Here is a 14,655-nt window from a genome sequence, read left to right as displayed (position 1 = left end):
TTATGCTTCTTAAACGTAACGAAATAAGCACTTATAACTTTATATTGAACTTTTAATTCATGTATACTTCTACAGAAACGCTTTACGATCTATTTAAAGCCGGCGCCGGAATCTGTACGGATACCCGTCAGATCAGTGAAGGCGGCCTGTTTTTTGCGCTGAAAGGCGACAAATTCGATGGCAATCAATATGCGCAGGAAGCATTGCAGAAAGGCGCAGCTTATGCCGTTGTGGACAATCCCGAAACAGTTGCCGGCCCACGCTTTCTGCTCGTGGAAAATGTACTCGCAGCATTGCAGGACCTTGCGAGGCATCACCGCAGGACGTTTGCATTTCCGGTTATTGCACTGACGGGGTCCAACGGCAAAACCACGACCAAAGAGTTGATTGCAAAGGTGCTTTCCATGAAGTACAATACGTACGCAACACTCGGCAACCTCAATAATCATATCGGCGTTCCGCTTACGCTGCTTTCCGTCAATCCGGCGAAGCATGAAATGGCTGTAATCGAAATGGGCGCCAATCACCAGGAAGAGATTGCGCTGCTGTGCACGATTGCGCAGCCTACGCACGGACTGATTACCAACATCGGAAAAGCGCATCTGGAAGGTTTCGGCGGAATGGAAGGAATCAAAAAGGGAAAAGGGGAACTGTTCGATTTTCTGTCCAAGAAAAAAGGAATTGTATTTGCCAATGTAAACCATGATGCGGTTATGGAAATGATCAGCAAACGGCGCGCGTTCGGTGAAATCGTTTTTTACTGCTCGGAAAACAGCCCGGTCAATCCGCTTCTGATTCAGGAAACGCCTTTTGTTGTTTTCAGCAATTATGGAAAGACGGTTACAACACATCTTCCCGGAAACTATAATTTTGATAACATCTGCGCGGCACTGGCCGTTGGAAAACATTTTGAAATCTCCGATGAAGATGCGCTGGAAGCCGTAGCCACTTACGAGCCGGACAATAACCGTTCACAAGTCGTCAAAAAAGGAAGCAATACGGTGATAATGGATGCCTACAATGCCAATCCGTCGTCCATGCAGGCTGCCATTGCCAATTTTGCCCGGCTGGAAGCGCCGCGTAAAATGCTGATCCTTGGCGATATGTTTGAACTGGGCAATGCAGCTCCGGAAGAGCATCTTGCACTCGGAAAACAGATTGCCGCCGAAAAGTTCGATATCGTCATACTTTCCGGACAACTGATGCAGCATGCTTTGCCGGCTTTGCCAAAAGCCTATTATTTTCCGGATAAGTTTTCACTGCATAACTGGGTCATGGATAACCCGCAGGAAAATACGTATATATTGATTAAAGGTTCACGCGGAATGGCGCTGGAAAGTGTGCTCGGCGTGATGCTCGGGTGACATTTATTATTTAAGTAAATATTAGTATAATTATATTACAAAAATTTATATACGTATTGAAAAAATTGATAACATCCGGATTTATATAAGCAAAACCAAATTAATTTAATTTAAACAACTCTTTCCTGACAAAGTACCATCGTGTGAGTTGCCTTGCATTGCCTGCGCCTGTAAGTTTGTAACATTAAAAAGTACAAATAATAAACAAACGAGCAATCATGGCTAATAGATTATTGTCAGTGGGATCAACATTCCCGGAGTTCAAAAAAACATCTGTTGTTTCTCTTGAAAAAGGAAATGAATTCTACGACATTACTTCGGAAGACCACAAAAATGCCGGCAAATGGATGGTGATGTTCTGGTGGCCGAAAGACTTTACTTTTGTATGCCCGACTGAAATTGCCGAGTTTAACAAACACAATGAAGATTTTGCAGACCGCGACGCCATCCTGATCGGTGCTTCTACGGACAGCGAATTTGTTCACCTTGCATGGCGCAAGAACCACGACGATCTTCGCAATCTTCATTTCCCGATGCTTGCCGATACATCCAAGTCACTTGCTGAAGAACTGGGCATTCTGGAAGCCAATGAAAAAGTTGCCTACCGCGTAACATACATCGTTGATCCGCAAGGAATCGTTCGCTGGGTCAGCGTTAACGACCTTTCAGTAGGACGTAACGTATCCGAAGTGATCCGCGTGCTGGATGCTTTGCAAACTGACGAACTTTGCCCTTGCAACTGGCAAAAAGGAGAAGCGACCATCGCTTAATCCAAGTTACTTAAGTACAGTTCACAGCAGGCAGCCACCTTTTGCGCTTCCAACTGTGAACTGTTTTCATTTATCACCAGAGGAATCCGGCCTCTTTCAATCCAAAAACATCATGTATCCATTTACATCAACAGGAAATACAAAAGATTCGCTGTATAAAGAAATCAATCTTCCGGCTGATTTTGAAAGCGTGCTGATCAATAAACTGGCCGCTTTGGATCACCGTTATCTTAAAGATCTTAAAATCAATGTCGGCAATGTTCTGAAATCGCAGACGCTGAACCGCAAAGAGGCGTTATTGATTGCGCTTGCCGTTGCAGTAAACGAGAAAAATACGGCGCTGATTACAGCCATCGAAGAACTTGCAGCCAGTGAAGGCGCAGATGAAAAAGAGATTGCAGAAGTGACTGCATGCGTTTCGCTCATGAATGCAAACAACGTCTTTTACCGTTTCAGACATTTCATGCACAAGGAATTTTATGACAATGCGCCCGCCGGCATCAAAATGAGCATTATGGTCAATCCGGTGTTGGGAAAGGAATTTTTTGAGTTGCTGAGCCTTGTGGTTTCGGCGCTTAACGGTTGCGAAATGTGCGTGACTTCACATGAGCAGTCGGTTCTGAATCACGGAGGGACGCAGGCGCGCATATTTGATGCCGTAAGAGTCGGCGCTATTTTCAAGAGCTTTACCGTGCTTGTATAGTTTTCTGAATGCATGCAAAAATCCAGGCTTCAAAGAGTCTGGATTTTTTATTTACCCGCAAAAACGATTTTACTTCACAACTGTAACCCGCTGTCTCGGCCAATCTCATCCATGCAATCTGGTTTCAGAATGGAAAACCGCTAACATTCCATGTGCAGAATTCGTTGGCAAACGGCCTAAATCCGATGCTATACGGAATTGCCAGACAAAATATCTGAAAGGAACGAATATAAACCTTTGCATCACTGACAAATCTCTGATTAGGCATGCCTGCAAGATAAAATATCTGATTTCAGACCTTTATTCTCAATTTGTATCTGTTTTTACTAAGGCCAGTGGTTTTTCTACTTAATTTTGTATCAAATTAAAGATATTAACTAAACTGTAAAATAATGGCAACGTCAACAGAAACGTACATTCCTTACAAGGTAAAAGACATCTCGCTGGCCGAATGGGGCCGTAAAGAAATTACACTGGCAGAAGCTGAAATGCCGGGTTTGATGGCTATCCGCGCTGAATATGGCCCGTCCCAGCCGCTTGCAGGTGCACGTGTTGCCGGTTGTCTTCACATGACGATCCAGACTGCAGTGCTGATCGAAACGCTTACTGCCCTTGGTGCGGAGGTTACATGGTCATCATGCAATATATTTTCTACGCAGGATCACGCAGCAGCTGCTATTGCTGCATCTGGCATTCCGGTTTATGCGTGGAAAGGTATGAATGAAGAAGAATTTAACTGGTGCATAGAACAAACACTTTTCTTTGGTGAAGAACGCAAGCCTTTGAACATGATTCTGGACGACGGCGGAGACCTTACCAATATGGTTTTTGACGAATACCCTGAGCTGATCGCCGGCATCAAAGGACTTTCCGAGGAAACGACAACAGGCGTACTTCGTTTGTACGACCGCCTGAAGAACGGAACACTTCACTTGCCTGCCATCAACGTAAATGATTCGGTTACCAAATCCAAATTCGATAACAAGTACGGCTGCCGCGAATCGCTTGTGGATTCCATCCGCCGTGCTACGGATTTGATGCTAGCCGGTAAAGTTGCCGTTGTAGCCGGTTACGGAGACGTTGGCAAAGGTTCTGCCGAATCGCTTCGCGGTGCGGGCTGCCGGGTTCTGGTTACTGAAATCGATCCGATCTGTGCGCTTCAGGCTGCGATGGACGGCTTTGAAGTTGTAACAATGGACGAAGCTGCGGAACGTGCGAACATTTTCGTTACTGCAACCGGAAACTACAAGATCATCACAGACCGTCACTTCCTGAAAATGCGTGACAAAGCCGTTGTTTGTAACATCGGCCACTTTGATAACGAAATCGATATGGCCTGGCTTAACAAATCATACGGCCATACCAAATCGCAGATCAAACCGCAGGTTGATATTTACTCGGTGGAAGGCAAAGACATTATTGTACTTGCAGAAGGCCGTCTTGTAAACCTGGGCTGTGCAATGGGCCACCCATCGTTTGTAATGTCATGCTCTTTCTCAAACCAGACACTTGCCCAGATTGAACTGTGGACAAACACGGCTGCATACGAGAAAAAAGTATATGTACTTCCAAAAGCGCTGGACGAAAGAGTAGCTGCTTTCCACCTTGCCCACGTTGGCGCAAAACTGGAAACACTTTCTGACGAACAAGCGGCTTACATCGGCGTTTCAACCGAAGGCCCTTTCAAATCGGAAACATACCGTTATTAATATATGCTTTTGAAAAAGGCTTGCCGGATTTCTCCGGCAAGCCTTTTTTTATGCCTGATCTTTTGTCTGCGGCGGTTCCGGGCCTCGCTTTTGTAACGGAATCGCAATGTTGTTTTCATCAAAGGCTTTCTTCACAGCTTTTATGGCCGCACTTTTTGCCGGTCCCGGCCCTGCTTTGCTCTGATCAATCCAGAAGAATACTTCAAATTCAATTCCATTGTCACCGAATTTAGTAAAATTCAGTTCTACCGGTTTTTGCTTTTGGAGGAAATCAAGGCTGTTGATAACAGAAAGCACCAGACCTTCTACAAAATTCAGATTTTCATTGTTGGCAACGCTGCAAAGAAGCTGTATCCTGCGCTCACCGGAATAAGTAAAGTTTACAATCGGTTTCTGGAAAATATCTTTACTCGGCAATTCCACATGCTGTCCTGCAAAATTGTCCATCTTCACGGAACGCAGTCCGATGGATAAAACCTTGCCCGTAAATCCGTTGGTTTCGATAACGTCACCGACTTTGATCGGGCGCTGAATGGCGATAAAAGCACCGGAAATAAAATTCGTTGTCAGATCCTGAAAAGCAAAACCGAGCGCAAGTGCCAGTACGCCGGCACCTGCCAGCAGGGACGTTACCGTTTTGTCCAGCCCGAGCATACCGAGTGCAAAGAACAAACCGGTTGTAATAATTGTTATTTTGGTCAGCGCTGAAATCAGACTTACAAGTGCGATATTCTGTGAAGCTCGCGTCAGTGTCTTTTCTGTAATCCGGCTGCCGTAATGCGACAAGTACCGGAAAACAACCAGAATGATAACGGCAATAATCAGGTTCGGAACAAATCTGATACTTGCATAAGCCCAGCTTTCCAGCTTGACGGCAACCGGCTGTATAAATTTTGAGATTTGTAATAAAATCATTTCAGCAATTTTAATCTGATAAAAATCAGACTTCAAAATTGCTGAATTTTTACTGAATATCTGTATAGCTGTTGGCTATTAGCGATTGGCTATTAGCTTTTAGTTGTTGGCAATGAAGTGCTTGGCTGTTATCTGATTTGAGATTTACTTTCAGGCTTGTAGCTGGTTTCATATAAATATCTTTTTATAAATCAGTTAGCAATCAGCCAACAGTTATGTATCCAAATGCTAATAGCTAAAAGCTAATAGCTAACAGCTTATCACAATTTCTCCAGCAACTCCTGTTTCTTAGCTTTAAATTCTGCTTCCGTTATCTGGCCTTTTTCAAAAAGCATGTTTACTTTTTCAATCGTAGCCATAATAATATCCTGCGGGTTATGTCCATGATTTTCCGTGCTCAGGTCAGCCGTTGAAGTAACATCGTATGCAATTTCAGGCGTTGGCTGCGTTTGTACCGAAGGCTCGGAAATAATTGTCAGGCTGCTCAGATCAACCGGTCCGTCCTGACTTGTAAACTTGTACGAATTTACGCTTCCCTGCTGCTGTGAAATGCCTGTAATATCGTGATGTTTGGTATCATAAATAGTACGCTTGCCGTTTTCTTCTATCACCAGACGCTTTACTCTTGCAAAATAAGCGTATCTGAAATCGTTCTGTGAACCGCTGGAAGTCGGACTTCCGAAAATGGAAGGCCATGAACTGCCGGAATCTGCGGAAAATCCGCTGCCGGCCTGCTGCTTTTTTTCCGGCATTTCAGCTGTTTCTTCAAACAACAATTTGGTACTGACCAGATTTGAAAGTTCGCTGCAAAGCTTGTCAACGGTAGTCCGAAGCGAATTGTTGAACATATCTCCGACCATAGTCATTCCGCCTTTCATCCACTGGCCCGATCCGCCCAGTTCAGGAATGTTAAACTGTGCCATGGTACCATTTCCGCTGATAACAGCATTTAACAAAGATTCAACTGTTGCTGCCTGCAGGTTATATTTAGCCGCAATGTCTTCCACAAGTTGCTGGCCTTCATTTGTAAGTGCTTTCATATCCAAATAGTTCTTTTCAGTATACGTCATAAAAACAATGCCATCATTGCCAGCAGTTCAGTCTGCGGATGACGCTTTTCACAGCTTATTTCTCCCCTAAAATGGCTTAGACAAAAGAAATGCGCTAACCTTCAACATGGATTTTAATCGTATGCATATTGTCAAACACATATTCTATTCCAAATCCGTACAGATCCGCAATGGCCTTTACAATCGCCAGGCCTAATCCTGTATTGTTTTTACCTGAATTGCTTTTATGAAAACGCCGGAAGATTTTGTCTTTGTCCAGCGCTTCCGGATTTCCCGAATTTGAAATGCTGAAATGATCCTTTTCAATGTAAATGTTTACACTTCCGTGTGAGTAATTATGGACAATGGCATTTTTAAGAAGATTGGATAAAAGTATCGCCGCCAGATCCTTTTGCATGGATACGCTCAGCCGGCTGTTTTCATAAAGTTTGATGGTTATATCTTTGTACTCGGCAAAATCCGCAAACTCATTTGTCAGTTGTGCAGCCAAATCATTTACAGAAACATTTTCAGTTTCCGGAAACTGACGGTTTTCTATTTTGGAAAGCAGCAGCAACGATTTGTTCAGCCGTGTAAGCCTTTCCAGCGTCTGGATCACCTGTCCGACAGCTTCCAGACCCGCTTCGCCAAGATCATTTTTTTCAGCAAGCATTTCCAGTTTGTTGATACTGATTGCAACGGGCGTCTGAAGTTCGTGCGAGGCATTTTCAATGAATTGTTTCTGGCTGTTGTAAGTTTCCAGCGTATGCAGAACCAGTGAAGTCACTGCGGAATTTAATTCTCTAAACTCTTTTACGTCCGTATCTGCCGTTTTTACCGGCTCGCCTTTTCCAAGCTGAAAATGCTTCAGTTGTTCAAGCAAATGATAGAATGGTTTCCATACTTTTTTCAGCAGAAAATTATTGACAACCAGAATACTCACAATCAGCGCCACATACAGCCATATCAGCGCAAAAAACAGATCTTCAATCAGGTCATCTTCCTCCACCATGGAAGAAATGATTTTAAGCTCGTAGAAACGGTCTTTATATTTGAAGTCCGTCGTCAGCATGCGCACGGGCTCAAGATCCTTTTCGTTCATCATATACATGAGCGTGTCGCGGTAGGAATCCTTTTCCTGAAATGCCTGGATGCTGGAAATTTCCCGGATTTCATAATTGGCTTCGCCGAAGTCCGTTCTGGATAAAGTCGCGGGATCTTCATTGACCTTTTCCAGAATCAGCAACTTGTAATTGTCCAGCCCGTCGTCCAGACTGTCGTAAACTTCGTCCAGCATATTGATATAAAACAGGACGGCCCAGACGCTGATGATGCCAAACAGGGCAAACGCCAGATAACGAAGTGTATAATTGAGCAGATTCACAGCTGAACAAGTTTATAGCCGATCCCGTATACAGCCTGTATTTCTACGCCTGCGTTGTTTTCCTTGAGTTTCTTTCTGAGGTTTTTGATTTGCGAATAAATAAATTCATAATCGTCCGCTTCGTCCATATGATCACCCCAGACGTGCTCGGCAAGAGCCGTTTTGTTTACAAGGCGGCTTTTGTTCACAATCATGTACATCAGGATGTCAAACTCTTTTCGGTTCAGAGGAATTGGCTGATTGTCAATTTGTAAAGTTCTTTCCCCAGCGTCCAGTTTGAGATTGGAAAGTTCGATGAAGTTTTTTCCCTCAAAAGACTTTCTCCTCAGCACCGATTTTACTCTTGCCGTAAGTTCCGCAATGTGAAAAGGTTTGGTCAGATAATCGTCAGCGCCCAGATTCAGGCCTTTCAGCTTGTCATCCAGCGAATCTTTAGCCGAAATAATGATGACGTTGTCCGATTTGTCAAGATCTTTGAGTTCCTGCAGCAAATCCAGCCCGCTGCCGCCCGGAAGCATAATATCGAGCAGAATGCAGTCGTAATGGAACGAAATGATTTTATCCAGTGCCGATCTGTAATCTTCTGCGGATTCCACCAGAAAATGCTCCATTTCCAGCGATTCGCGGATCACATCGGACAATTCCGTCTCGTCTTCAATAATCAGTATTTTCATAGCCTGCAAATTAGCTTAACAAACTGGAAAGAATCTGGAATTCCCTATATGAAAAGCTTGTCTTTATAAACCCGACTCGGCATAATTGTTTTAGGGACAGAATCATCATTAATAATTAAAATACATCAGGCACAATGGATATTTATCAGATTGCTAGCGAATACAGGAACGACCCGTCCAATGAAATTGACCCGACAGACCCCCGAGAAACGCCTCCTTTTGATCCAAGGCCGGAAGTTCCTTCACCGGATGTTCCCGAAGAAACCCCTCCGTTTGAAAGAGAACCGGAAACACCGCCCGTAGAACCCAGTCCCGAACTGCCGCCGGTTGAACCCTCCGTTCCGGAAGTTGATCCTTTACCGACACCCGGAGGCGATCCTGAAATTCCTGCTTTTCTGTAAACAGTCGACTGTTCACAAACCGGAATCAATTTGTCTCCTGACTTCCTGAAAGTTGCTTAAATAAAGAAAGTTTTCCTGATCAAAACAGACGAACGTTACTTTATGGATTTCGTCTGTTTCTGAAATAAACTCAGAAACAGCTTTTACAGCAATTTCAGCTGCCTTGTCTTTCGGAAAGCCGTAAACGCCTGTACTGATATTGGGAAAAGCAATGGTTTTACACTGATATTCAACAGCAAGATTTAACGAACTACGGTAGCAGTCAGCCAGCTTCTCAGCTTCCTGACTGTTGCCGCCTTTCCATACCGGTCCGACAGTATGAATAACAAATTTTGCAGGCAGGCTGCCGCCGGTTGTAATAACCGCGTCTCCGGTTTTACAGCCGCCTTGCCTGGCTACAATCTTGCGGCACTCTTCCAGGATCGCTGGTCCGCCGGCGCGGTGAATGGCACCATCGACACCGCCGCCACCCATTAATGAGGTATTGGCTGCATTCACAATGGCGTCAACATGCAGCTGTGTAATATCTCCTTTTATTAGTTCGATCCAACTTTGTTTCATTTTCACACGTATTGTTTTGTAATCTCCAATCAAATAATTGTTCCTGTGAGATTAAATTCTTGTTAAGATGTAAAATACTTTGATTGCCGCTTTAACAGAAGCCGTTAGTACGAAAAATTATTTGTAATTTTGTATAGTAAACCTTCTACTATTTAATAATGCTTCTAGCTAATAAATTGCACACAATCAAATTTTCTCATTTATTAGAAATGAAAAAAATTCTACTTTTCATTTTCTTGTTTTGTGCTCATCTTTCTCAGGCACAAACCTACAAATCGCTTCCCGGTAAGATAGAAGCTGAAAACTATGATTTGATGTACGGAGTCCAGACCGAAACAACAAGCGATACGCTGGGCGGCCTGAACGTAGGATTCATTGATGACGGTGACTGGATGGATTACAATATTAAGACGGTATCCGCGGGTCTGCATACGTTTCATTTTAGGGTTGCAAACAACTACGGTTATGGCATTATTGAAATAAAAGATGCTGGCAATAACGTACTGGGCCAGGTCAGTGTACCGCAAACCGGCGGGTGGCAAAGCTGGATTACGATTACTACACAGGTAAATCTTCCGGCCGGCGATCAGGTTATCCGCCTGTTTGCCAAATCCGGCGCTTTCAACCTCAACTGGTTTGAGCCTGTTCTGCTTGTCGTGCCTGACCTGGAAACAACGCTTCCAGCCAGAATCGAAGCCGAGGATTTCAATGCCATGAACAATGCGCTTACGGAACCTACTTCAGATGCCGGCGGCGGCAGTAATGTGCGCTGGATGGAAGACGGCAGCTGGATGGATTACAAAGTTCAGGTGCCTGCACACGGATTTTACACAATCAGTTACAGAATCGCCAACGGATTCAGCCCGGATGCAACCATTTCCCTCAAAGCAGAGAACGGAACTGTTCTCGGACAAACAAAACTTCCTCAAACCGGCGGTATGCAAGGCTGGAAAACCGTTAACATGATTGCTGAATTACCCGCAGGAAACCATACTTTACGCTTGTTTACAGAAAAGGGAATATTTAGTCTGAACTGGTTTGAAGTAAAAAATCCAAGGCCGCTGCCGGGAAAGCTGGAAGCAGAAAGCTTTGATGTTACCAATAATGCAAGATTGGAACCGACGACTGATATGGATGCAGGCTATGCCGTCAGTTATATCAATGATGGCGACTGGATGGATTACAACGTCAACATGGCGGCATCAGGCATTCACACGCTTAATTTCAGGATTTCCAACAGTTATGGCAATGGATTGATTGAAATCCGGAATGCTGCCGGAACTATTCTTGGCCAGGTGGATGTGCCGCAAACCGGCGGCTGGCAAAACTGGTCAACAATCCGTACAACTGTGAATTTCAGTGCCGGAAGTCAGATATTGCGCATTCATGCCAAGCGCGGCGCTTTCAACCTGAACTGGCTGGAAGTGGTTTCCGGCTCCGTTCAAGGACAATCAGTAATAACCATGGCGCCGATCACGGATAAAAACATAGGCGACATCGGCTTCAACATGACGGCAACAAGCAACAACAATGAAACGCCTGTCATACTTACTTCCTCCAATCCTGAAGTTGCTGCTGTTTCCAATAGCGGAGATAGCTGGCGGGTTACGCTTGTTGGTGCCGGTGATGTTACAATTACTGCATCGCAGGCAGGAAACAATAACTATATGCCTGCACTGGACGTTTCCAGAAGCTTTACGGTTGCCGGAAGTTCCAGGCCGTCCGATCCGGCATATGGCACGAAAATCCCGATTGACCCGAAACGCTGGTATCAGCTGACCAATGCAGCCAATGGGCTGGAAGGACTTTTTGACGGCAATACGCAGGAAAACGTGCATACCGGCTGGGGAAAAATCATTGATTATTACGAGGCATATTACCCGTTGCTGGAAGGTGAGCAGATATCGCTGGACCATATCCGCTTCTTCGATTATACGGGTTCAACGCCGGACCAGCCCATGATTTTGTCTGTTATCGACGATCAATGGCGACGGATTCCGATTGCTACCTTTACGGGAGAAATCTACAATGGCTGGGTTGGACCTTATCCAAACCGGCCTCTTACCGGAAATGATCCTTTTAAATTGGACTCGGTCATAACAAATATCCGGTATTTGGTCATAACTGTTCCGCATACCTTGCCTACGGAAATTGAGTTTTACGGAAATTACACAGCTCCTGCTCAAACCCAGAAGCAGTTCAGAACCAGAAATATCAGGCTTAACGACATGATCGGTGTCAATGGGTATGAATGGAATTTTCAGGATGGAGCACACGCCGAAAAACTCGTAGAATCCAAAATGAATGCTGTGAAAGGTTTTTCAGGATTTCGTCATTACATGGACTGGGAAAAACTGGAATCTTCCGAAGGGGTTTTTTCCTATAATCCTACCCTTAGCGGAAGCTGGAATTATGATTTGATCTACGAAAGGTGCAAGCAGGAAAATATCGAAGTGCTTGCCTGTCTGAAAACCTTGTCGAACTGGATGCTCAGTTCATATCCGGACAGTTTGAAGGATCATGAAAATGTACCTGTACGTTATGGAAAAGATTTCAAAGATCCGCTTTCCTACATTGAGCAGGCAAGAGTAGGCTTTCAGTATGCCGCCCGTTACGGCAGCAACAAAAATGTAGACCCTACCCTGCTGAGCGTTTCCACAACACCGCGCTGGTTTGGAGATTACCCGAACACCGTTCGCATTGGTCTGGATCTGGTCAAATATATTGAATGCGACAACGAACGTGACAAATGGTGGAAAGGCCGCAAAGGATACCAGACAGCCAGAGAATACGCCGCCAATCTTTCTGCATTCTACGACGGCCATAAAAACACCATGGGACCTGCGGTCGGCATCAAAAATGCAGATCCAAACATGAAAGTAGTAATCGCAGGACTGGTTACAGGGCCTGATTTTGTAAAAGGAATGGTGGACTGGTGCAAGGAATTCCGCGGTTACAATGCGGACGGATCGGTAAACCTTTGCTGGGATATCATCAACTTCCACATTTATACGGATAACACTTCATCCAGCCAGAGCGGGACTTCTACACGCGGAGCCGCGCCGGAAGTTACGAATGCAAGCCAGATTCTTCAGGACTTTGTAAAAGTATCCCAGGAAGTTTCCAACGATTTGCCGGTTTGGATTACGGAATCGGGTTACGATATCAGCCAGACCAGCCCGCTGAAGGCCATTCCGATCGGAAACAAATCGGCTATGCAGACTCAGGCTGACTGGATTCTGAGAACTTCGCTGTTTTCTGCGCGGAACGGTATTGAGAAACTGTTTTTTTACCAGTTATATGATGATAATGGTTCCGGCGGAATGTTCGGAACTTCCGGACTGCTGAACAATGACCAGACGCGAAGACCTTCGGCAGACTATCTTTTCCAGACCAAAAAACTGTTTGGAGAGTACGTATACAAGGAAACGATCAACGCTGATCCGATTGTGGACCGCTATGAACTGAACGGCAAGTCCCTGTTTATTCTGGCTGTTCCGGACGAAGTAGGCCGCACCGGAGAATATACGCTTAACCTGAACGGTGCCACAGCGGCAAGAATTTACACGCCGACGGCAGGAAGCGATAACATGGCCATGACGGAAGTGCCTGTAAACGGCGGAAGCCTAACCGTTACTGCTGGTGAAACACCGATTTTCATTGTAGGCGTAAGCGATCCCAATGCCAGAAAAGCAGCTGCTGAAACGCTGACGCCTGCATTGGCACCCGTTGAAAAGGTTCTTCATGAAGATGTTACCGTTTACCCGAACCCTGCATCCGGTTTTGTAAACATTGATTTGGCCAATGAAAATACCGGAATCCTGGAAATCAATATATTTGATTCGAAAACCGGTCGTCTGCACACGAAGACGCAGGTTCACAAATCCGGAAGCAAACTGTCGCACAAGCTGGATCTGACCAGTATGCCTGTTGGAGTCTACGTGGTGGAAGTGAAACAGGGAAATGAAAGTGCCTTCCGTAAAATAGCTAAAGTCGATTAAATATTCTGCGGCATGCGCTTCGACATCCGGTTGTTGCGCATGCCGTCAATACGTGAAATATTGAACTTGTCACGGTATTCCTTAGGCGTTACGCCCGTACTTTTCTTGAACAGCTGCCTGAAAGATTTAAGGTCGTTGTACCCGGAATTCAGCATCACTTCCAGCACGCTCTGATCGGTTTGTTCCAAAAGTTTTTTAGCCGCTTCAATCCGGGTTTTCTGAAGATACTCAATCGGTGTCAGTCCGATGGCCTGCTTGAAACGCCGGACTACATTACGCCGGCTTGCGGGAATATCCTGAATCAGCTCTTCAATCGTCCTTCCTTCCTGATAGGCCGTTTCAATCTTTTGCTGCGCCATATTCACCAGCCCGTCACCATGGTTCTGCAATGGCGTGAAAGTCCCGAAGTAAGTCTGTTGTTCACGGTCCATATCAATGGCAAACATTTTGGCGGTGCGAAGCGTAATTTCTTTTCCGCAATAGCGCTGAATGAGATACAGCATCAGATGAAAGCTGCTGGTGGCACCGCCGCTCGTATAGATTCCTTTGTCATCCGTCACTACGGCATCACTTTTCATGATTACTTCCGGGAAATTGGAAGCGAACGTCAGGGCTGCGTCAATGTGCGTGGTTGCTTCTTTGCCGTTCAGCAAACCGGCCATGGCAAGAAGGAATGCGCCTGTACAGAAACTGGCTATTTCGGCACCATTTGCATACTGCTCTTTTAACCAGGGAATACACAACTGATTTTTTGCAAGAGAAACCTGCAGATCGCCCGGGCCAAATGCCGGAATCAGAATCAGATTCTGCTGAACAGCATCTCGGATCGGCTGTATGGTATACAGATCGTTGAACTCGCCTGGCTGGTCGTCCGAAGAAAACAAGGTTATTTCAAAGAAAGGGCTTTTGTTTTGCTGTTCATGGAAAATATTTGCCGATTCAAACACATCCAGAATGGCAGCTACACTGAGCAGGCGATACCTTTTGGTAATTAAAAGACCTAATCGTATCATAATTTCAAGGTGGAATAGAACATGCCAATTTAAAGAAATTTGTCTCAAATACCCCTGTTTATCTAATTTTCAATCGTTTTTATTTTACTTATGAAAATTCCGGCTCCATTT

The 14,655-nt window shown here is 45.0% G+C and carries 12 protein-coding genes; 6 read left to right on the top strand and 6 right to left on the bottom strand.

What is annotated here, in order from left to right:
* Positions 1 to 59: 59 nt before the first annotated feature.
* The 4 genes from FEM55_RS18615 (at position 60) to ahcY (ending at position 4,546) form a co-directional block, all read left to right on the top strand.
* Positions 60 to 1,364 carry a UDP-N-acetylmuramoyl-tripeptide--D-alanyl-D-alanine ligase gene (locus FEM55_RS18615; protein ID WP_138282895.1) on the top strand — a complete coding sequence of 435 codons (1,305 nt, stop codon included), beginning with the start codon at positions 60 to 62 and terminating at the stop codon, positions 1,362 to 1,364.
* Positions 1,365 to 1,582: 218 nt separating this feature from the next.
* The gene (locus FEM55_RS18610; RefSeq protein ID WP_138282894.1) at positions 1,583 to 2,134 is read left to right on the top strand and encodes a peroxiredoxin; all 552 of its coding nucleotides are present in this window, start codon (positions 1,583 to 1,585) and stop codon (positions 2,132 to 2,134) included.
* Positions 2,135 to 2,246: 112 nt separating this feature from the next.
* On the top strand, positions 2,247 to 2,837 hold the full coding sequence (locus tag FEM55_RS18605) for a carboxymuconolactone decarboxylase family protein (RefSeq protein WP_138282893.1): 591 nt from the start codon (positions 2,247 to 2,249) through the stop codon (positions 2,835 to 2,837).
* A gap of 392 nt (positions 2,838 to 3,229) precedes the next feature.
* Positions 3,230 to 4,546 carry an adenosylhomocysteinase gene (gene ahcY, locus FEM55_RS18600; RefSeq protein WP_138282892.1) on the top strand — a complete coding sequence of 439 codons (1,317 nt, stop codon included), beginning with the start codon at positions 3,230 to 3,232 and terminating at the stop codon, positions 4,544 to 4,546.
* 48 nt (positions 4,547 to 4,594) lie between these two features.
* Here the strand turns inward: ahcY and FEM55_RS18595 are convergent, their stop codons facing one another.
* From FEM55_RS18595 to FEM55_RS18580, 4 genes are all read right to left on the bottom strand, one after another.
* Positions 4,595 to 5,461, bottom strand: a complete 867-nt coding sequence (locus tag FEM55_RS18595; protein ID WP_138282891.1) for a mechanosensitive ion channel family protein — start codon at positions 5,459 to 5,461, stop codon at positions 4,595 to 4,597.
* Positions 5,462 to 5,721: 260 nt separating this feature from the next.
* A complete protein-coding gene (locus tag FEM55_RS18590) occupies positions 5,722 to 6,501 on the bottom strand; it encodes an SHOCT domain-containing protein (protein ID WP_138282890.1) in 780 nt (259 codons plus the stop codon).
* Between the two features lie 124 nt (positions 6,502 to 6,625).
* The gene (locus FEM55_RS18585) at positions 6,626 to 7,894 is read right to left on the bottom strand and encodes a sensor histidine kinase (protein WP_138282889.1); all 1,269 of its coding nucleotides are present in this window, start codon (positions 7,892 to 7,894) and stop codon (positions 6,626 to 6,628) included.
* The gene (locus FEM55_RS18580; protein ID WP_138282888.1) at positions 7,891 to 8,568 is read right to left on the bottom strand and encodes a response regulator transcription factor; all 678 of its coding nucleotides are present in this window, start codon (positions 8,566 to 8,568) and stop codon (positions 7,891 to 7,893) included. Before FEM55_RS18580 ends, FEM55_RS18585 begins: the two co-directional genes overlap by 4 nt.
* Before the next feature lie 134 nt (positions 8,569 to 8,702).
* On the opposite strand from FEM55_RS18580, the gene FEM55_RS18575 reads away from it, so the two are divergent.
* Positions 8,703 to 8,969 carry a filamentous hemagglutinin gene (locus FEM55_RS18575; RefSeq protein ID WP_138282887.1) on the top strand — a complete coding sequence of 89 codons (267 nt, stop codon included), beginning with the start codon at positions 8,703 to 8,705 and terminating at the stop codon, positions 8,967 to 8,969.
* A gap of 12 nt (positions 8,970 to 8,981) precedes the next feature.
* Here FEM55_RS18575 and FEM55_RS18570 read toward each other — a convergent pair whose 3' ends face one another.
* Positions 8,982 to 9,530 (bottom strand): O-acetyl-ADP-ribose deacetylase, encoded by a 549-nt coding sequence (locus tag FEM55_RS18570; protein WP_138282886.1) that lies wholly within the window; start codon positions 9,528 to 9,530, stop codon positions 8,982 to 8,984.
* 209 nt (positions 9,531 to 9,739) lie between these two features.
* Between FEM55_RS18570 and FEM55_RS18565 the strand changes: the two genes are divergently transcribed.
* Complete coding sequence (locus FEM55_RS18565) at positions 9,740 to 13,531, top strand: carbohydrate-binding protein (protein WP_229209330.1); 3,792 nt, start codon at positions 9,740 to 9,742, stop codon at positions 13,529 to 13,531.
* On the opposite strand, the gene FEM55_RS18560 is transcribed toward FEM55_RS18565, so the two are convergent.
* Entirely contained in the window at positions 13,528 to 14,544 is a 1,017-nt protein-coding gene (locus FEM55_RS18560; RefSeq protein WP_138282884.1) for a GlxA family transcriptional regulator, read from the bottom strand. The two genes, FEM55_RS18565 and FEM55_RS18560, sit on opposite strands and share 4 nt — an antisense overlap.
* Positions 14,545 to 14,655: the final 111 nt, after the last annotated feature.

Origin of the sequence: Dyadobacter sediminis, assembly GCF_005860765.1 — a bacterium.
Taxonomy (GTDB): Bacteria; Bacteroidota; Bacteroidia; order Cytophagales; family Spirosomataceae; genus Dyadobacter; species Dyadobacter sediminis.
Note: the sequence above shows the minus strand (reverse complement) of the source record. Positions and strands in the feature narration are given on the sequence as shown.